The sequence below is a fragment of the Mesorhizobium sp. HAY1-8B genome, from assembly GCF_056868045.1.
Genome location: NZ_CP200321.1, coordinates 367888 through 386858, shown reverse-complemented (window position 1 = coordinate 386858; position 18971 = coordinate 367888). Strand labels below are relative to the sequence as shown.

Sequence of the window (18971 nt, the reverse complement as noted above, 5' to 3'; positions counted from 1 at the left end):
GCGCTAATTGGTAACGGCAGGGCCGCAATTAGGTGCAAAGAGCCATTCAGGGCGAAGCCGAGGTGATCTCTTTCAGCACCTCAATGAACGTGCTTGTCCTAACGCCCTTCGGATTGTGTTTCGGATCGACAGTTTGAACCACGACCAACCGTTTTGAAGAGACAACGGCAATGACCTGACCACCGTAGCCCGACGCATAGAAGGCATTTGGACCCCAAGTGTCAGCAGGGAGCGTCCACCACATATAACCATAGCCCTGCCGTATTCGCTTGGCGAAGGAATAAGGGGTCGTCGATTCCTTGACCCACGATGCGGGCACAACCTGCTCGTCGCCCCAGCGCCCGCCGTTCAGGAACAATTGGCCGAAACGCGCTGCGTCTCGGGCGCTTAGGTTGAAGGGATAGGCAGGGTGCTCGGAGAACTTCTCGGTAAAGTAGCGGCCATCCTTTGCTGAGAAGTCCTCCATGCCGAGCGGCTCGGCAATTCTGCGGTTGAAGCTCTGGAAGATGTCCTCGCCGGTCTGATGCCGGTAGATCGTTCCCAACGTGTTGAAGTCCCAGTTGTTGTAAAACCAGAAAGATCCGGGCGGATGGCTGCCACGCTGAGGCCGTTTGCGCTTGATGTCCCCAGTCTCATAGGCAGCAGGATGATAGATGCCAGAGCGCGCCATCAAGAGGTCGCGGACAGTTGCCGTCTTCTCGCTTGCCGTCAAACTAGGCGCATTGTCGTCAATGCCAAGATCGGCGAGGCTGCTCGAAAGGTCAATCCGTCCCTCGGAAACGGCAATGCCATAAAGGGCACTAAGAAGGCTTTTTCGGACGGAAGCAACATTTACCTTATGGGATGTATTACCCCAGCTGGCAACGACCCTGCCGTCCTGCACGATCATTACGGCTGTCGGTTTGAGCGCCGTCGAATGTTGCTTGGCGACTTTCAGCTTGTCCGCAGACCAACCTACCGTCGTCGGGTCGACCTCCTGCCACGCTTGGGCATTCGCGGTTCCGGTGAGCAGGGCTCCGATGATCAATAATGATGCGAGCCGAATTCTGAACATACAGCTTCTCCGCCAATGTGGTGCGAAGGAACAGGGGCAAAGCGGCGGTTTTCGGGCGCGCGTCTCCTGAGGGCGGGAACCTCCGATTGGAGATCAGGATCCCCGCAGGCACGCCTCAGGCCGGACGCTACTCCGCAAAGGCGGTGCTGCCGCCATTAACCCTGCATGCCGGATTGGAGGCATTGCGCCGCGGCGGGGGCTCTTTCGCCTCCAAGGGTATCAACAGAAACGGACCGGTTTCCCGGTCCGCTGGTTACAGTCTGAAGCCGTTGGACGTCTCAGGCGACGTACTGGCCGCCATTGGCGGTGAGGGTCGAGCCGGTGATGAAACCGGCATCCTCGGAAGCGAGGAAGACGACGCAGCGCGCGATCTCTTCCGGCTCGCCGAGGCGGCCGACCGGGATCTGCGGCAGGATGCGCTCGTTGAGCACCTTCTCATCGATTGCCTTGACCATCTCGGTGGCGATGTAGCCGGGACAGATGACGTTGACGGTGATGCCGGCGCGAGCACCCTCCTGGGCGAGGGCCTTGGTGAAGCCGATGTCGCCGGCCTTGGCGGCGGAATAGTTGACCTGGCCGGCCTGACCCTTCTGGCCGTTGATCGAGGAGATGGTGATGACGCGGCCGAACTTGCGGTCGCGCATGCCGCCCCACAGCGGGTGCGTCATGTTGAAGACGCCGGAAAGATTGGTGTCGATGACCTCTTTCCACTGCTCACGGGTCAATTTGTGGAACATGGCGTCGCGGGTGATGCCGGCATTGTTGACCAGCACCGAAACCGGGCCGAGGTCGGCCTCGACTCGGCTGATGCCGGCGGCGCAAGCGTCATAGTCAGCGACCGACCATTTGTAGACCGGAATGCCGGTCTCGGCCCTGAATTTCGTTGCCGCCTCGTCGTTGCCGGCATAGTTGGCCGCGACAGAATAGCCGGCGTTCTTCAAGGCGATCGAGATCGCCGCGCCGATGCCGCGCGATCCGCCCGTGACGATTGCAACCTTGGTCATGCATTTCCCCTTTTTTGATATCGCCCTGTTGTCGGGCTTGGCAGGCACTGGATATGAAACGGGCGGCCTGCGCCGCCCGTTCAGTATTTTCTTCAGAGGGCTTCCACGCACATGGCGACGCCCATGCCACCGCCGATGCACAGGGTGGCGAGGCCCTTCTTGGCGCCGCGACGGCGCATCTCGTAGACCAGCGTGTTGAAGATGCGGGCGCCCGAGGCGCCGATCGGGTGGCCGATGGCGATAGCGCCGCCGTTGACGTTGACGATCGAGGGATCCCAGCCCATGTCCTTGTTGACCGCGCAGGCCTGCGCGGCGAAAGCCTCGTTGGCCTCGACCAGGTCGAGATCGCCGACCGACCAGCCGGCCTTCTCCAGCGCCTTGCGCGAGGCGGGAATGGGCCCGGTGCCCATGATCGCCGGATCGACGCCTGCGGTCGCCCAGGAGGCGATGCGCGCCAGCGGGGTGATGCCGCGCCGTGCGGCTTCCGCTTCGCTCATCAGCAGCGCACCGGCCGCGCCATCATTGATGCCGGAGGCGTTGGCGGCGGTCACGGTGCCGTCCTTGTCGAAGGCCGGCTTCAGCTTGGTCATGGCGTCCAGCGTCGCGCCATGGCGGATGTATTCGTCCTGGTCGACGATGGTGTCGCCCTTCTTGCCCTTGATGGTGAAGGCGACGATCTCGTCCTTGAACTTGCCCGCCTTCTGCGCCGCCTCGGCCTTGTTCTGCGAGGCCAGCGCGAGCTGGTCCTGGTCGTCCCGGGTGATCTGGAACTGGCGGGCGACGTTCTCGGCGGTGTTGCCCATGTGGTAGCCGTTGAAGGCATCCCACAAGCCGTCCTTGATCATCGTGTCGATCATCTTGTAGTCGCCCATCTTGACGCCGGCGCGCAGATGCTGCGCGTGCGGCGACAGAGACATCGATTCCTGGCCGCCGGCGATGATCACCTTGGCGTCACCGGTGGCGATCTGCTGCATGCCGAGTGCAATGGCGCGCAGGCCCGAACCGCAAACCTGGTTGAGGCCCCAGGCGGTGGTCTCCTTGGGCAGGCCGGCAATAATCGAGGCCTGGCGGGCCGGGTTCTGGCCCTGGGCCGCGGTCAGCACCTGGCCGAGGATAACCTCGTCGACCTCCGCCGCTTCGACCCCGGCGCGCGACAAAAGTTCCTTGATGACGACGGCGCCGAGCTCATGCGCCGGCGTGGCGGCGAACGCGCCGTTGAAGGAGCCGACGGCCGTGCGCGCGGCGCTGGCGATGACGATGGAATCGGACATTTTCTTCTCCAGACTTCAAGGATGTTGTTCTGTCGTTGAGGACTTTTCTTGCCCTTTCCCAACCCCAAGTCAAACCGGAAATCGGCATGGCGCCCATGCACGCCAAGCAGGTCACGCACCGCCATGCCTGCGGGCTGGCCGCTGCTGCGCAGCATATTTTGCCTGCTATGCAGCATTATATGATCCCGCACTGCACAAACTGCTTGGAATTATAAGGCTTTTGCGCATATCCTCAAAAAGGGCGCAATCGTTACCGGCCGCTTACTCAGGCGCGCCGGTGTCCGGGGAGGATGCAGATGGCCGCAAAAGACGACCCGATCATTATCAAGAAATACGCCAATCGCCGCCTCTATAATACGGGGACGAGCACCTATGTGACGCTCGAGGATCTGGCCGAGATGGTCAAGAAGGGCGAGGAGTTCACCGTCCAGGACGCCAAGACCGGCGACGACATCACGCATCCGGTACTGACCCAGATCATCTTCGAACTGGAGAACAAGGACGGGCAGAACATGCTGCCGATCCCGTTCCTGCGCCAGCTGATCGCCTTCTACGGCGACCAGATGCAGATGATCGTCCCAAGCTTCCTCGAGCAGTCGATGATCGCCTTCTCCAAGGAGCAGGAGCGCTTTCGCGAGCAGATGAAGGGCACGATCGGCAAGTCGCCGCTGGATGTGATGAAGATGGCGACGCCGATGAAGGCGCTGGAAGAACAGACGCGCCGCAACATGGAGATGTTTCAGAACGCGATGCGGCTGTTCACGCCTTTTCCGCCCGCGGGCTCGGCGCCGGCCGCAGCCCCCGCCGAACCGGCCAGGAAGGACGCGCCGGCGGAGAAGTCCGACGATCTGCAGCAGCTGAAGGATCAGATCGCGGCCATGCAGCGCAAGCTCGATACGATGTCGTAGGCCTGCAGCCGGTCGGGCGCAGCCCAAGCAGGCCGTGCCTTATCCGTCGATGGTCAGCTTCCACAATTCCCAGGTGTCGTCGGCCCGCCCGTCAAGTGAGCGATAAAAAGCCTTGGCCGGCAAATTGGATTGCAGCACCGTCCACTTGATGGCGGATGCACCGATGCTGGTGGCATGGTCTAGGAGCCGTTCCACAAGGGCGTGGCCGACCGACATGCCGCGCGCCGCTTCAGCCACGTAAAGTTCCTTCAGCGCCACGACTGGCTTCAGATCATAGGTCCAGGGGATGAGATAATGGACGGCGATGCCGACGATTGTGCCATCGACTTCCGCCACGAACACGCCGAAACGGGGCGATGGCCCCAGCCCATGGTCGACGATGTCGGCCTCGGTGACGCGGAATTTGTCGTCATAGCCCTCGAAGACGGCGAGCGCCCGCATAAGGACGAGCACCTTGCCGACATCCCGCCGCTCGAACGGGCGGACGACCGCTTTGCGCGCTGGGCTCGGAGTTGTTGGGGTCATGACCTCAGAGTGCCAGGCGCCTTGCCCGAGGCGAAAGGAAGCTCTTCATCCTGCCACCCTGTCATGCCACCGATCATGATCTTGACCGGCAGGCCGAGGCTGGCCAGTTTGAAGGCCGCCCGGTCCGCGCCATTGCAATGCGGCCCGGCGCAATAGACGATGAACAGCGTGCCTGCCGGCCATTCCGCCATACGTTCCGCCGAGATCTCGCGGTGCGGCAGGTGTAGCGCGCCCGGCACATGGCGGCGCTCATAGGCTTGCGGCGAACCGACCACATGCAGAAGGACAAAGTCCGGCTCACCGGCGCGCAGTGTCCCGGCGACGTCGGAACAGTCGGTCTCGACCGAAAGTCGACGCAGGAAATGGTCGCGCGCAATCTCCGGCGATGCCGCCGGAATGTCTGTCACCAGGCTCATCAAGGGTCTCCATCACTGATGGAGCTGGTCTCCATCACTTTTGATGGAACCGAGGTAGCGCAACGGGCCAGCGATTGCAGCTGGCAGCTTTGCCATATATCGTCAAGATCATGCCAAATCCGCCTCTTGCCAATCCATTGGTCGTTGCCATTGCCTATGATGGGCTGTGCACGTTCGAGTTCGGCGTGGCGGCCGAAATGTTCGCCTTGCCCAGGCCGGAGATGGGCGCGGATTGGTATCGTTTTGCCGTCGCCGGCATTGATGCCGGCGAAATGCGCGCGATGGGCGGCGTGCGCATCGTCGCCGATGGCGGGCCCGATCTGATCGGCGAGGCCGGCACGGTGATCGTGCCGGGATGGCGCGGTGTGGAGTGTCCGGTGCCGCCCTTGCTGATCGAGGCGCTCCGGGCGGCCAATGAGCGGGGCGCACGCATCCTGTCCATCTGCTCGGGCGTCTTCGTGCTCGCCGCGGCCGGCCTGCTGTCGGGCAAAAAGGCAACCACGCATTGGCGCTACAGCGAGAGACTGAGGGAGATGTATCCCGACATCACGGTGGTTCCTGACGTCTTGTACATCGATGAGGGGAATGTCCTGACATCGGCCGGCAGCGCGGCTGGTATCGACCTGTGCCTGCATCTGGTTAGGCGCGACTTCGGCACCAAGGCCGCCAACATGGTGGCGCGACGGCTGGTCGTGCCGCCGCATCGCGACGGCGGCCAGGCACAATATGTCGAGAGCTCGGTTCCCGAGCCTCATGAACGCAGCCGGCTCGGACCGTTGATCGACAGGATGCGCGCGGATATTTCCGCCGACTATCCCATTGCCACCCTCGCCAAGCTGGCCGGAATGAGCGAGCGGACATTCTTGCGCCGGTTCGCGGCCGCTACTGGTGTCACGCCGGCGCGCTGGCTGCTTTCGGAACGGCTATCGCGGGCGCGCACATTGCTGGAAGACACCGCCATGCCGATCGAGCGGATTGCCGAGACCGCCGGATTTGGCGCGGCGGCGACGTTGCGGCATCATTTCCGTCAGCAATTCGCAACGACGCCCGCCGCGTACCGGGCGCGGTTCGGGACCGGTGCCAACCCAGCCTGACGGCCTCACCGCCGTCAGGGCAGCAATCCCTCATAGCGGCCGCGCGGCCGGATGATGCTGCCGCTCACGATCTGCTCGACCATATGCGCGGCCCAGCCGACGCTGCGCCCAAGTGCGAACAGATGGAACGGTGCATCGCGCGGCAGGCCGAGGCTGCGCGTCAGCACCGCCAGGGCAAAATCGATGTTCGGCTGAGCGCCGGTCGCGGCAATAGCGGCGGTTTCCAGCGACCGCAATGTCTCGTCGGTGTTGCCGATGGCGGCCAGAAGCGCCGTGGCCCGGGGATCGCCTTCGGGGTAGAGTTGATGGCCGAAACCCGGCAATGGCCGGTCATGGCCGAGCCAGCGTCGGATCGTTGCATCGGCGCCGTGCCGTGCCGCATCTTCGGCGAGATGCATCACCGCCTCGCCGGCGCCACCGTGCCGCGGGCCGGACAGCGTCGTCAGCCCCGCCAGTAGGCAAGCGGCGGGTGAAGCTCCCGTGGAGGCGGCAACGCGAGCCGCGAAGGTCGATGCATTGAGTTCGTGATCGGCGAGCAGCACGAGGGCGCGCCGGATCGCTTCCGCACCGTCATTGCCGACCGACCAGCCCTGCGCCAGTCGCCGATGCACCGGATCCGGCCCCGCCTCGGCACCGAGGGCGCCGGCCAGCACGCCGATCGCGCGCGCCGCGTCGGCGCATAGCGAGGCGGCGCTGCGTCCAAGCGAGGGCCGCGCCTGGCCGGCAAGCAAGGCGAGTTGCGCGAAGGCCGGGCCTCGGCCCGGTTGGCGCGGCGCATCTGGCGACGGCGCCTCGAAGCGGACCGGTTCAGGCAGGGCCCAAAGCACGGCGGCGGTTTCTTCCAGCGTCGCATGGTCGGACAGCGCAACGGCATCCCGGCCCCGATAGATGAGATGACCGTGCCAGACGGTCGAAATCGCCGTTGCGATCGACGGTTCGCCCCAGGCAATGGCGCTTTCGGCGATGGCAGAGGGGCTGCGCCCGCGTGCCCTTCGCGTTGCCAGCGCGGCGATGTCGTCGGCGCGATATTCGCTGCGGCGCGGGTCGGCACGGTCTGGACGCATGCCGATGCGACCGCGGCTGACATAGGCGTAGAGCGTCTGCGGTCTCACCCGCAGCTTTTCCAGCGCCTCTTCCCGCGACAACCATTCGGACATGGCGAGCCCTTATATTGATTCTATTGATCAAGATTGATGACGGTCCGGCCTACCCTTATCTCCCACATGGAAAAGCTTCAAGGAGACAAGGCCATGGCGAATGGGCTCGATGATGTGGTGGCGGCCGAAACCGTGCTGTCCGATGTGGATGGTCTGGGTGGCCGGCTGACGATCCGTGGCTATTCGCTGCCGGAACTGGCCGGACGATGGAGCTACCCGCAGGTCGTCCGCCTGCTGCTGGATGGCTTCTTCGATGATCTGCCTGGCGATGCCGAACTGGCGGCGAGACTGGGTGGGGCCCGCGTCGAGGTGTTCGAGCGGCTCCTGCCTTCGCTGCCCTTGCTGGCGCCGCTCAAGATCTACAGCGCCATGCGCGCCGGCATGGCCCTGCTGCCGGATGGCGAGACGCTGGCGGATGCCTTGCGGCTGATTGCGGCGCCCGCCGTGCTGACGCCGGCCTTGCTGCGCCTGCAGCGCGGCGAGCAGCCGGTCGCGCCGGACGGCAAGGCCGGTCATGCCGCCGACATGCTGAGGATGCTCAATGGCGTCGCGGCATCGCCGGCATTGGCAAAAGCGCTCGACACCTATCTGGTGACCGTCTGCGACCATGGCCTGAATGCCTCGACCTTCGCCACCCGTGTCGTCGCCTCGACATTGGCCGGCCTGACCTCGTCGGTGCTGGCCGGGCTCGGCGCGCTCAAGGGGCCGCTGCATGGTGGCGCGCCCGGACCGGTGATCGAGATGCTGGATGCGATCGAGGCGCATGGCGACGCGGCCGGCTGGCTGCGCGACGAAATCGCCCATGGCAAGCGCATCATGGGTTTCGGCCACCGCATCTACCGCGTACGCGATCCGCGTGCCGATGTGCTCAAGGCCGTGGTGCGGCAGCTTGGCGGCGAAGACGAAACCGGCCGCCGGCTGGCCTTCGCGGAAACGGTCGAGCAAACCGCGCTCGAAGTGCTGCGGATCGCCAAACCGCAGCGCTCGCTGCAGACCAATGTCGAGTTCTATACCGCACTGGTGCTGGAAGCGGCGGGTTTCCCGCCGCGGGCTTTCAGCAATGTCTTCGCCGCGGGCCGTGTTGCCGGCTGGATCGCGCATGCGCGCGAACAGCAGACCACCGGGCGGCTGATCCGCCCGCAATCGCGCTATGTCGGCCCGGTGCCAGACCTCGTCGCCTAGCCCATCAAAGGCACGACCTCTCCGCGTCGAAGCGGAGGGCTTTCGGCATGAAGAAATTTCACGTGATCACGCGACCGTGTTCGTGTGTTGCCATGGTCCATCCTTATATGCTGCACTGCAACATAGAGCGATAGTGGCTGCTCTCTCCATTGACGTTGGGGCAGGCTGAGGCATCAGGATGACAGGAACGCCATGACGAAGAACGGCAAGGCGGAGGACAAGAAGAAGATCAACATCGCCCTTCAGGGAGGCGGCTCGCACGGCGCCTTTTCCTGGGGTGTGCTCGACCGCCTGCTGGAGGACGGCAGGCTGGAAATATCAGCCGTTTCCGGTACCAGCGCCGGCGCCATGAACGCGGTGGCGCTGGCCGACGGTTTTGTCCGCGGCGGGGTCGAGGGCGCGCGCAGGAAGCTTGATGATTTCTGGCATGCCGTCGCGGCGAAGGGCCGGTTCAGTCCGGTGCAGCGCTTGCCGTGGGACGTCGCCTGGGGCAACTGGTCGATCGAGAACACGCCGGGCTATGTCTTCTTCGATACGATGTCTCGGGTGTTCTCGCCCTATGTTGCCAACCCGCTTAGCCTCAATCCTCTGCGCGACGTGGTCGCGCAGGAGATCGACTTCGAGAATGTCCGCGCCTGCAAGTCGATGGAACTGTTCATCTCCGCCACCAATGTCGAGACCGGGCAATTGAGGGTCTTTTCCGATGGCGAGATCGACCTCGACTCGGTGATGGCCTCGGCATGCCTGCCGCAATTGTTTCGTGCCGTCGAGATCAAGGGCGTACCCTATTGGGACGGCGGCTATGGCGGAAATCCGGCGCTCTATCCGTTCTTCAAGACAGCGGCGACCGAGGATGTGCTCCTGGTGCAGATCAACCCCGTGGTGCGCGAGGGAACACCGAGGAGCGCCAACGAAATCCAGAACCGCATCGACGAGATCACCTTCAACGCGGGGCTGTTGCGCGAATTCCGCTCGATTGCCTTCGTCAAGGAACTGATCGCCGCCGGCCGCCTGCCGCATGGCGAATACCGCGACATCCGCATGCACCGCATCGATGCCGACGAGGCGTTCAAGGACTTGTCGGCGTCATCGAAGGTCAATGCCGAATGGGCGTTCCTGACCTATCTGCGCGATCTTGGCCGCACCGCCGCCAGCGACTGGCTGGAGGAGAATTACGACGCCGTCGGCAGCCATGCCACGCTCGACCTCTCCGGTGAACTCGATGACGGCTTCAAGCCGGTGCGCGGTCCCGCACCCGGCCGTCGGGTCAAGGAATTCCTCGCCGTGCGCAAGAACCCGGAAGCCGAGCGCCGCCGGGCCTGAACCTGCCGGGCTTGCGCCTCAGCGCCAACTCCGATTTCCGGGAGACCTCGCCGATGTCTCGATCGACCCGGCATCCTTCGCCCGATCCGGCAGGACGACAACCTTCGCGTGTGAAGGATGCTGCATCATGCTGACGCCTCCTGCCACCCACGTGCCGACGATGCAGCGCGGTGTTGCCGAACCGGCGGGCCGGACGATGGCCAGGGCTCCAACGAATAGCACGGAAGACAGTTCGGATTTCCGCGGTCGCACCGCGCCCGTTGTCCTGTCGCGAGCCGGGAGGTTGCGCCGATCCCCGATGTTCCAGAACAGGGCACATCGAGGTTGCCGACACCAGGTTCCATGGCAACGAAACCGACCTCGGCGATCCCGGCCTGATTGGCTTTTTCAGCTATTTCGCAAGTAATTCCAATGCATTGAACATGCTCCCCAAGGCGGGGGTAGCGTCGTTCACCGATTTGGCTCGTCGGTCTAAATTCGCCTCAAGATTCAAGAATCCGCGCGTGGCGGACGTCGTGCTGCCTGTCGGCAATGGCAGACCGGCCATTCGCGCAGGCCATGAGGGAGGGATCGTGAGCCGCCTGCAGGGTCCGCTGAACTGGTATTTTAGCGGATCAACAACAGTTTCGCGGCGGCCGCACCTTGTCCCGTCATGCAATGCTGTTGCAACTTTCGGACTATATTGCGGTGCAACTTTGATGTAGAAGCGCGCTCGCCGATCACGGCAATTTGAACACGGTCAGGCGCGCACCCATATCGGCGACGCGCCCGCGTCATGAAGGCGCGGCACTGGCCGAACCCGCAACGGAAAAACGACGATGCCTAAAATCAGGTTTCACAAACTTGCAGCCATTGTTGTGCTCATCGGCTTCGCGGCCTGGATGGCGACAGGCGAATTCTCGTCGGTCGGAAGCGTCGCGGCGAACAAGGCAAAGGCGGCCGAAGTCGAGCAGGGCAAGGCACCAGACGCGGGCAAGCCGAAGACGGCGGAAGCCGAACCGAAAGCGCCGTTGCGCACCGTCGCGGTGGTGACGCCGCCGCGCAAGACCTATGCGCGTGCCATCCGCATTTCAGGCCTGACCGAGGCCGACAAGCGCGCGGTGCTGGCAACCCGTGTCGGCGGCGTCATCGACAAGCTGCCAGTCAGCCAGGGGCAGCACGTCAAGACGGGTGATCTGGTGCTGATGCTCGCGGCGGAGGAGAAGATCTCCAATGTGGACAACGCCAAGCAGTTGCTGGCGCAGCGCAAGGCCGAACTCGATGCCGCGGAGCGGCTCGCCAAGACAGGCAATTTGCCCAAGCTGCAGCTCGACACCGCCCGCTCCAACCTGACCCAGGCGCAGTCCCAACTGGATACCGCGCAGGCCGAACTCGACCGCAACGAAGTGAAGGCGCCGTTCGACGGCGTTATCGACCGGGTGCCGGTGGAACTCGGCAGTTCCGTCATGCAGGGCAGCGAGGTGGCGACCATCCTCAAGCTCGATCCGGTGATCGCCCGCGGCGAGATCAGCGAGCGCGACCTCGGCTATCTCAAGATCGGCGACAAGGCCAAAGTGCGACTGGTCAGCGGCCAGACCGTCGAAGGCACCGTGCGCTACATCAGCCGCGACGCCTCGTCGGCGACCCGCACCTTCCGTGTCGAGGTCGCCATCCCCAATGCCGACGGTTCCGTGCCGGCCGGCATGACGGCGGAAATCCAGCTCAGCGCGTTGCCCACAGACGCGGTTCTGCTGCCGCGCTCGGTGGTGACGCTGGGCGACAAGGGCGATCTGGGCATCCGCGCCGTCGGCAAGGACAACAAGGTGGCGTTCTTCCCGATCGACCTGGTCGACGACACGCCGACTGGTCTGGTGCTTGGCGGAATCCCGGCCGACGCGCGCATCATCGTTGCCGGCCAGGAACTGGTGAAGGAAGGCGATGAGGTCAATCCGGTCGAAGCCGACCAGGCGACCATCAACAAGCTGATCGGCGAAGCCACCGCCGGCACGCAGTAGCGCAGGGGCGACGACGCCGGACCTTCCGGCGACAGACGTCCGTTCGCCACTTCCGAAAGCAACCGCAGGCATAAGTCATGGATATCGTCAGACTTGCAATCAACAATGCCCGCCTGACCATCTCGGTCCTGGTCTTCCTGCTGATCGCAGGCTGGGTCGCCTATCAGTCGACGCCGAAGGAAGCGGAACCCGACGTTCCGATTCCGATGATGTATGTCAGCCTGATCTATCAAGGTATTTCGCCGGAGGATTCCGAGCGCCTCCTGTTGCGGCCGATGGAAAGCAAGCTGAAAAGCCTGAAGGGCCTCAAGGAAATGCGCTCGGCCGCCTTCCAGGGCGGCGGCTATGTGCTGGTCGAGTTCCAGCCGCAGACCAATCTGGCGACGGCGCTGCAGGACACACGCTCCAAGGTGCAGGACGGCAAGGCCGACCTGCCGCAGGCGGCCGAGGAACCGGTCGTCACCGAAGTCAACATTTCCGAATTTCCGGTGCTCGTCGTCACGCTGTCGGGCGAATTGCCCGAGCGTGTGTTGGCCGCCGCCGCACGCGAGTTGCGCGACCGCATCGAAGAGGTGCCCGGTGTTCTGGAAGGCTCGCTGCAGGGCTCACGCGACGATCTCGTCGAAGTCGTCATCGATCCGATGAAACTATCGTCCTATGGCTTGCAACTCGAGCAGCTGATCGGTGCGGTGGGCGCCTCCAACAGCCTGGTCGCCGCCGGCAACATCGAAGGGTCGGAGGGGAAATACGCCGTCAAGGTGCCTTCGCTGATCGAGACGCCCGAGGATGTGGCGGCGCTGCCGGTGGTTGCCGGTCCCAACGCGGTGGTGCAGGCCAAGGATATCGCGACGATCCGTTCGACCTTCGCCGATGCCGACACGATCACACGCCTCAACGGCAAGCCGGCCATCGCCATCGAGGTGAAGAAGCGGATCGGCGCCAATCTGATCGACACGCTCACCAAGGTGAGGGCGGTGTCCGACGCCTTCGTCAAGACGATGCCCGAGGGGATGCACGTCACCTACACGCAGGACAAGTCGGTCTTCGTCAATCAGCTGCTGGGGGACCTGCAGAACCACGTGATGATCGCCGTCATCCTGGTGTTCATCGTCATCCTCTATGCGCTGTCCGGCCGTGCCTCGCTGCTCATTGGCCTCGCCATCCCGTCGTCCTTCCTGATCGGCATCCTGCTGCTCGCGATGATGGGCTACACGATCAACATGATCGTGCTGTTCAGCCTCATCCTGGCCGTCGGCATGCTGGTCGACGATGCCATCATCGTCACCGAATTCGCCGAACGGCGGATGAGCGAAGGGATGCCGAAGCAGGAAGCCTTCGCGCTTGCCGCCAAGCGCATGGCCGGTCCGGTCATCGCGGCGACGATGACACGCATCGCCGCCTTCTCGCCATTGCTGTTCTGGCCGGGCATCATCGGCGATTTCATGAAGTACATGCCGATCACGCTGATCGTCACGCTATCGGCGTCGATGCTCTACGCGCTGGTCTTCGCGCCGACGCTGGGCGCGATCTTCGCCAAGGCGCCGGAGCATCATGAGGATGACAATCGCGACGGCTGGTACATGGCGGTCGTCAAGCAAGCCGTGCGCTTCCCAATCACCGTTCTGGTGCTTACCGTCGTCCTGCTGGCCGGCATCTTCGTTGGCTATTCGAAGTATGGCGCCGGCGTCGAGTTCTTCCCGAGTGTCGAACCGGATTACGGCCTGCTCTACGTGCATGCCCGCGGCAATCTTTCGCTGGCCGAAATGGATACGGCGACCAAGATCGCCGAAAACAGGCTGCTTGGCTGGCCCGGCATCAAATCGGTCTACACCCGCGTCGGCAAGACGCAAGGCGGCGGCCAAGACGTCCCGGAAGATGTGGTCGGCGTCATCCAGTACGAGTTCATCGACTGGCGCGAACGCAAATCGGCGAACCAGATCCTGAACGATCTGCGCGGTGTCATGGCCGGTATTCCCGGTGTCGACGTCGAGGTTCGCGTGCCGGAAGCCGGGCCGCCGACCGGCAAGCCAATCCAGATCAGGCTTTCGGCCATCGACCCGGCAGGCCTTGACGACAAGGCGCGTGCGGTGGCGGCGCGGATCGCCAAGGTGCCCGGCGTCATCGACATTTCCGATGGCCTGCCGCCACCCGGTGTCGACTGGGCTCTCGAGGTCGACCGTGCCAAGGCTGCCCAATACGGCATCAGCCCGACCTCGGTTGGAACGGTGGTGCAGCTCGTCACCAATGGTTTGAAGCTGTCGGAATACCGGCCTGCCGGCGCCGACAAGGCGGTCGACATCCGGCTGCGCTTGCCGGAGGACCGGCGCACGCTGTCGACGCTCGACGAGCTCAGGGTGCAGACCGCGCAAGGTTCGGTGCCGATCTCGAATTTCGTCGTCCGCAAGGCAAAGCCGAGCGTCGGTATCCTCAACCGCATCGACGGCGCCCGCACCGTGGTGGTGCAGGCCAACGTCGCCGCCGGCGCCCAGGTCGCCGCCGTGCAGCAGGAGGTAACCCAGGCCGTCACCGACATGAACCTCGGCAGCGGCATCCGCTGGAAGCTGGCCGGCTCGAACGAGGACAGCGCGGAAGCCAGCGCCTTCCTCAGCAAGGCCTTCGGCGCCGCGATCTTCCTGATCTTCCTGGTGCTGCTGGCGCAGTTCAACAAGTTCACCAGCGTCTGGCTGGTGCTGTCCTGCGTGGTCATGGCGACGATCGGCGTATTCCTCGGGCTGCTGATAACAGGCGAGACGTTCGGTATCGTCATGTCAGGCATCGGCGTCATCGCCCTCGCAGGCGTGGTGGTGAACAACAACATCGTGCTGATCGACACCTATGACCGGCTGCGTGAAGAAGGCTGGGACAAGATGGACGCCGTGCTGCAGACCTGCCGCGAGCGCGCGCGACCGGTGGTGCTGACGGCGGTGTCGGCCATCCTCGGCGTGCTGCCGATCGCTTTCGGCCTTGGCCTGGAAATCTTCCATCACGAGACGACGATCAACGCGCCGTCGACGCAATGGTGGATTTCGCTGTCGTCGGCGATTGTCTTCGGCCTGTCCTTCGCCACGGTGCTGACGCTGGTGGTGACGCCGTCGATGCTGATGGTGTTCACCCGCGCCAAGGTCAAACCCGGCGCACGGCGTGGCTTGATCAGCCGGCTGTTCCGGCGCGGCAAGGGCGAGATCTCGTCGGACGCGGCGACGGCGGATGCCGGCGCGGAACCCGCGATCGCCTTCCCGAAAGCCGCCGAATAGGCAGGCTTCCCGATCTGACCGGCAAAGGCCGCCCGGAACAACCGGGCGGCCATTTGCATTGTCCCCCAAGAGCGATGCAAGGCATCGTCTCGTAGCAGAGCGTCAAAGCGGGGAATTTCTCATGCCGATCAGCACCGTTGTCATCGTCGTCCTGATCCTTGTCCTCATCGGCGCGGTGCCGGCCTGGCCGCACTCGCGCTCCTGGGGTTATGGACCTTCGGGCATTATCGGCGCGGTGCTGGTGGTGGCTCTGGTGTTGCTGCTGATGGGGCGGCTCTGAGGCGCTTTTCAGTTCGTCGAGACGCCTTTCCAGCGTCAAGAGAAGTGCTGGGATGGCCCGCCGACTGCCTCAGGCCGCTTTCGGCGTGCCCACCAGAGTGGCGATACCGATGTCCTCGAGGGCTTGGGCGACCGCCTGATCGAGTGGCGTATGCGGGATTTTTCCGATGATACCTTCCAGCCGCGTCGAGGCCAGTTGGTGCTGCTCGAAGCGCAGATAGGACATCGAGACGATCTCGCGCCACATCGCCACGAACGGGCCGCCGGCGCGCAGTACCCACCAAGGCATCGAGGTCATCTTGAGCGACCGGCCGAGCGCCTTCTCGGCAGCGGCCTTGATCTCAATATCGGTGACGGCATGGCCGGGAAAGTTCAGCGCCTCGTAGGAGCCGAGCTTGTCGAGATTCCTCGCCAGCGCGACGAAGCCGACAGCGAAGTCTGGCAGGTAGGCCCATTCATGCACGAGGTCGGCCGGACCGGGCGCGGTGTAGACGCCCTTGTTGATCTTGGCGGCGACGACCAGGTCGAACCAGGAGCCGCTGCCAGTGCCGCCGAAGAAATCGCCGGCGCGTAGCACAATGGTGCGCACACGGCCTGCATCGGCCTCGCGGTGGAACAGATCCTCCATGGCGCAGCGGATGCGGCCCTTCTCGGTCGTCGGGTGGAACGGCGTGTCTTCCGTGATCATCGCCGGCATCGGCGAGCCGTAATTGTAGACGGTGCCGGGAAACAGATGCAGCGCGTTGTTGGCATGGCAGGCGGCCATGACGTTTTCGGCCATCGGCAGGCATTTGCCCCAGTCGGTATAGATCGGGTTGAGGCCGTTGAAGATGATATCGACGCCTTCGGTGGCGCGGATCAGCGATTGACGGTCCAGCGCATCGCCGGCAACCGCCGTGGCGCCTTCAAGCTCGGCCGGTACCTTGCCGGTGCGGGTGACGGTGCGGACGTCGAAGCCGGCGTCGATGAAGGCTTTGGCAACCACGCGGCCGAGCCGGCCATTGGCGCCGAGAATTGCGATCTTGGTCATTGTTCGTCTCCTTGTTTGCCCTGAAGCGACGGGACGAGCCCGCCGCTTTCAGGATCGTTCGAGAACCGCCCTTCAGCGGTTGCCGAAGAGGTTGTGGTTGGCGCCCTGGATGACCGGTTGCTGATCGGCGGTCCCGGACTTCTCGATCGACGTGGTGATCGTGCTGTCGGTGCTGGTGGCGGCGGGCTGGTTGGCATCGTTCGAGCCGAACTTGTCGCTGCCGGCAAAAGCAGTGCTGGCGGCGATGAGGAGGGCGGCGGCGGTGAGTGCGATCTTGGTCATTTGAATTCTCCTGGTTGGTGTTTGCAGTCCGTATCGGTGTTTGCAGGGCGAATATGATTGCCTCAGGACTGAATTGAAATTGACCATGGATGCAGTTTTGATATTCATTATTGAATGGACAATATCGATTGGAACCTGATCAAGAGCTTCGTCACGGTCGCGGAAACCGGGAGCCTGTCGGCCGCCGCCCGAAAACTGTCGGCCAGTCAGCCGACGCTGGGACGTCACATCGGGGAGTTGGAGCAGGCGCTCGGTGTCACGCTGTTCCGGCGTGGCCGGAGCGGCTACGCGCTGACGGAAGCCGGCGCCACGCTATTCGAGCGCGGCAAGGCGGTCAGCGAGCAGGCGAGTGCCTTTTCACGGCTGGCGCTGGGTTCGGTCGAGGCCATCGAAGGCACGGTGCGCATTGCCGCCAGCGAGGTGGTGGCGGCCTATGTGCTGCCCGACATGATGGCGCGGCTCGGCATGGAGGAGCCCGGCATCGAGGTCGAGATCGTTGCCTCGAACCAGGTCGAGAACCTGCTGCGCCGGGACGCCGATATCGCCATCCGCATGGTCAAGCCGGCGCAGAACGAACTGGTGGCGCGCAAGGTCTGCGATATCCCGCTTTGCGCCTGCGCGGCCATTTCCTATCTCGATCGGCGCGGCCGTCCAGCGGGGCCGGCCGACCTCGTCAATCACGCCCTGATCGGCTTCGACCGGAGCGATGAGATCATCAGGAACTTCGTCCAGCATGGTATCCCGGTCACCCGTGGCAGCTTCCGCTTCAGGGCCGACAACCAGATCGTGCTGTGGGAGGCGGTGCGGGCGGGAAACGGCATTGGCCTTGGCCAGGAGCCACTGGCCGAGCGCGATCCGCTGGTGGAGAAGGTGCTTCCCGGCCTGCCGTTGCCTGACTTGCCGGTGTGGCTGGCCATGCATCGCGATGTGCGCGGCAGCGTGCGCATCCGCCGCGTGGCGGACTTTCTCCACGAGGAACTCAAACGCTATGCGGCGGGTGCCGTTTCGGGAGCGAATTCGGCGCGGTGAGCGAGGCCCGCCATCAGCAAGACAACGATCAGCAGGACCGACATGGCGATGAAGATCGGCCCGAAGCTGGAATGCTCGGCGACGAAGCCGATCGCCGACGGCGCCACCAGAATGCCCGAATAGCCCATGGTGGTGACGACGCTCATGCCGGTGCCCGATGACATGCCTTCCTGGTTGCCGCCGGCCGAAAAGATGATCGGCACCATATTGGCGATGCCGAAGCCGCACAGCGCGAAGGCCGCGATGGCGAGCCAGGGCGAGGGCGACAGGCCGGCGATCAGCATGCCGGCGGCGGCGACGACAGCCGAGCCGCGCAGCGTCGTCACCGCGCCGAAGCGGTTGCGCACGCCATCGCCGAAGAAGCGCATGATCGCCATGACGCCGGAAAAGGCGGCATAGGCAAGACCGGCGACGGCAAGGTCGGCGCCGAGTTCCTGTCTGAGATACAGCGCCGCCCAGTCGAGCACCGCGCCCTCGGATATCATAGTCAGCAGGGCCATCAGGCCGATCAGGTAGACCAGCGGGTTTGCCGGCAGGGTGAATTTATGATGCTCGGCCGCCCGTGGTCTGTCCTCGGCAACGAGATAGCCGACCGCCATGGCGATCGCCGCGAAGGCAAGCACGGTCACGACTGCGGCATGGGCGAGGTGGCCATAGTGCTGGATGGCAAAGCCGCCGAGGCCGCCGCCGGCGAAACCGCCGAGGCTCCAGAAGCCGTGCGAGGACGACATGATGGCGCGGGACATTTTTCGCTCCACCACCACCGCATTGGCGTTCATGGCGACATCCATGCCGCCGATCGAGCCGCCGAAAATGAACATGGCGATGGCCGCCAGCGGCACGTTGGGCGCCAGCGCCACCAGGAGCAAACCGAGACTGCCGCAAAGGCCGAACCAGCGCAGCACGGTGCGCGAGCCATGTTTCGAAATCAGGTGGCCGCACAAGGTCATGGCTGTGACCGCGCCGGCGCCGAACAGAAGGATCAGCAGGCCGAGCGTGAATTTCGAAATGTCCAGCCGGGTCAGGAATACCGGAATCTGCGGCGCCCAACTGCCGGTCAGGAAGCCATTGGCAAGGAAAATGGCGGCCACGGCCCATCGCCCGCGAATGGCAGTCTGCATGGCGTTCAACGCGTTCATAGGGCGAATCCGGTCAAAAAATGGCTTTGC

Annotated in this window: 17 protein-coding genes; 8 read left to right on the top strand and 9 right to left on the bottom strand. The window is 64.0% G+C overall.

Translation table 11 applies throughout. The annotated features are described in order from the left end of the window. Positions 1–46: 46 nt before the first annotated feature. The 3 genes from AC1VON_RS01940 to AC1VON_RS01930 all read right to left on the bottom strand — a co-directional run bounded on the left by AC1VON_RS01940 (position 47) and on the right by AC1VON_RS01930 (position 3329). Entirely contained in the window at positions 47–1054 is a 1008-nt protein-coding gene (locus AC1VON_RS01940; protein WP_483120235.1) for a serine hydrolase domain-containing protein, read from the bottom strand. Positions 1055–1332: 278 nt separating this feature from the next. Then, positions 1333–2058, bottom strand: a complete 726-nt coding sequence (phbB, locus tag AC1VON_RS01935; RefSeq protein WP_172348158.1) for an acetoacetyl-CoA reductase — start codon at positions 2056–2058, stop codon at positions 1333–1335. A 92-nt stretch (positions 2059–2150) separates the two neighbouring features. Then, positions 2151–3329: an acetyl-CoA C-acetyltransferase gene (locus AC1VON_RS01930; RefSeq protein WP_483120233.1), complete on the bottom strand. Its 1179-nt coding sequence runs from the start codon at positions 3327–3329 to the stop codon at positions 2151–2153. Positions 3330–3625: 296 nt separating this feature from the next. Here AC1VON_RS01930 and phaR point away from each other — a divergent pair, with 296 nt between their 5' ends. Further along, complete coding sequence (gene phaR / locus AC1VON_RS01925; RefSeq protein WP_172348160.1) at positions 3626–4237, top strand: polyhydroxyalkanoate synthesis repressor PhaR; 612 nt, start codon at positions 3626–3628, stop codon at positions 4235–4237. Positions 4238–4276: 39 nt separating this feature from the next. Here the strand turns inward: phaR and AC1VON_RS01920 are convergent, their stop codons facing one another. Both AC1VON_RS01920 and AC1VON_RS01915 read right to left on the bottom strand, forming a co-directional pair. Further along, on the bottom strand, positions 4277–4762 hold the full coding sequence (locus AC1VON_RS01920; RefSeq protein ID WP_483120230.1) for a GNAT family N-acetyltransferase: 486 nt from the start codon (positions 4760–4762) through the stop codon (positions 4277–4279). Then, on the bottom strand, positions 4759–5178 hold the full coding sequence (locus AC1VON_RS01915) for a rhodanese-like domain-containing protein (RefSeq protein ID WP_483120228.1): 420 nt from the start codon (positions 5176–5178) through the stop codon (positions 4759–4761). The genes AC1VON_RS01920 and AC1VON_RS01915 overlap by 4 nt, the downstream gene beginning before the upstream one ends. A gap of 110 nt (positions 5179–5288) precedes the next feature. Here AC1VON_RS01915 and ftrA point away from each other — a divergent pair, with 110 nt between their 5' ends. After that, complete coding sequence (gene ftrA, locus AC1VON_RS01910; RefSeq protein ID WP_483120226.1) at positions 5289–6272, top strand: transcriptional regulator FtrA; 984 nt, start codon at positions 5289–5291, stop codon at positions 6270–6272. Positions 6273–6286: 14 nt separating this feature from the next. Here ftrA and AC1VON_RS01905 read toward each other — a convergent pair whose 3' ends face one another. Continuing rightward, positions 6287–7429: a citrate/2-methylcitrate synthase gene (locus AC1VON_RS01905; RefSeq protein ID WP_483120224.1), complete on the bottom strand. Its 1143-nt coding sequence runs from the start codon at positions 7427–7429 to the stop codon at positions 6287–6289. Between the two features lie 93 nt (positions 7430–7522). On the opposite strand from AC1VON_RS01905, the gene AC1VON_RS01900 reads away from it, so the two are divergent. The 5 genes from AC1VON_RS01900 to AC1VON_RS01880 all read left to right on the top strand — a co-directional run bounded on the left by AC1VON_RS01900 (position 7523) and on the right by AC1VON_RS01880 (position 15462). Then, positions 7523–8611 carry a citrate synthase/methylcitrate synthase gene (locus AC1VON_RS01900; protein WP_483120222.1) on the top strand — a complete coding sequence of 363 codons (1089 nt, stop codon included), beginning with the start codon at positions 7523–7525 and terminating at the stop codon, positions 8609–8611. A gap of 192 nt (positions 8612–8803) precedes the next feature. Further along, positions 8804–9934 (top strand): patatin-like phospholipase family protein, encoded by a 1131-nt coding sequence (locus tag AC1VON_RS01895; protein WP_172348166.1) that lies wholly within the window; start codon positions 8804–8806, stop codon positions 9932–9934. A gap of 818 nt (positions 9935–10752) precedes the next feature. Then, positions 10753–11928: an efflux RND transporter periplasmic adaptor subunit gene (locus tag AC1VON_RS01890; protein WP_172348167.1), complete on the top strand. Its 1176-nt coding sequence runs from the start codon at positions 10753–10755 to the stop codon at positions 11926–11928. Between the two features lie 77 nt (positions 11929–12005). Further along, on the top strand, positions 12006–15182 hold the full coding sequence (locus tag AC1VON_RS01885) for an efflux RND transporter permease subunit (protein WP_172348168.1): 3177 nt from the start codon (positions 12006–12008) through the stop codon (positions 15180–15182). Between the two features lie 121 nt (positions 15183–15303). Further along, the gene (locus AC1VON_RS01880) at positions 15304–15462 is read left to right on the top strand and encodes a DUF3309 family protein (RefSeq protein ID WP_172348169.1); all 159 of its coding nucleotides are present in this window, start codon (positions 15304–15306) and stop codon (positions 15460–15462) included. A gap of 69 nt (positions 15463–15531) precedes the next feature. On the opposite strand, the gene AC1VON_RS01875 is transcribed toward AC1VON_RS01880, so the two are convergent. Further along, on the bottom strand, positions 15532–16491 hold the full coding sequence (locus tag AC1VON_RS01875) for an SDR family oxidoreductase (RefSeq protein WP_483120218.1): 960 nt from the start codon (positions 16489–16491) through the stop codon (positions 15532–15534). A 72-nt stretch (positions 16492–16563) separates the two neighbouring features. Next, on the bottom strand, positions 16564–16773 hold the full coding sequence (locus tag AC1VON_RS01870) for a DUF680 domain-containing protein (protein ID WP_483120216.1): 210 nt from the start codon (positions 16771–16773) through the stop codon (positions 16564–16566). 114 nt (positions 16774–16887) lie between these two features. Here AC1VON_RS01870 and AC1VON_RS01865 point away from each other — a divergent pair, with 114 nt between their 5' ends. Then, positions 16888–17802, top strand: coding sequence for a LysR family transcriptional regulator (locus tag AC1VON_RS01865; protein ID WP_483120214.1), 915 nt, complete (start codon positions 16888–16890; stop codon positions 17800–17802). Here the strand turns inward: AC1VON_RS01865 and AC1VON_RS01860 are convergent. After that, positions 17760–18941 (bottom strand): MFS transporter, encoded by a 1182-nt coding sequence (locus AC1VON_RS01860; RefSeq protein ID WP_483120212.1) that lies wholly within the window; start codon positions 18939–18941, stop codon positions 17760–17762. The genes AC1VON_RS01865 and AC1VON_RS01860 overlap by 43 nt on opposite strands. Positions 18942–18971 lie beyond the last annotated feature (30 nt).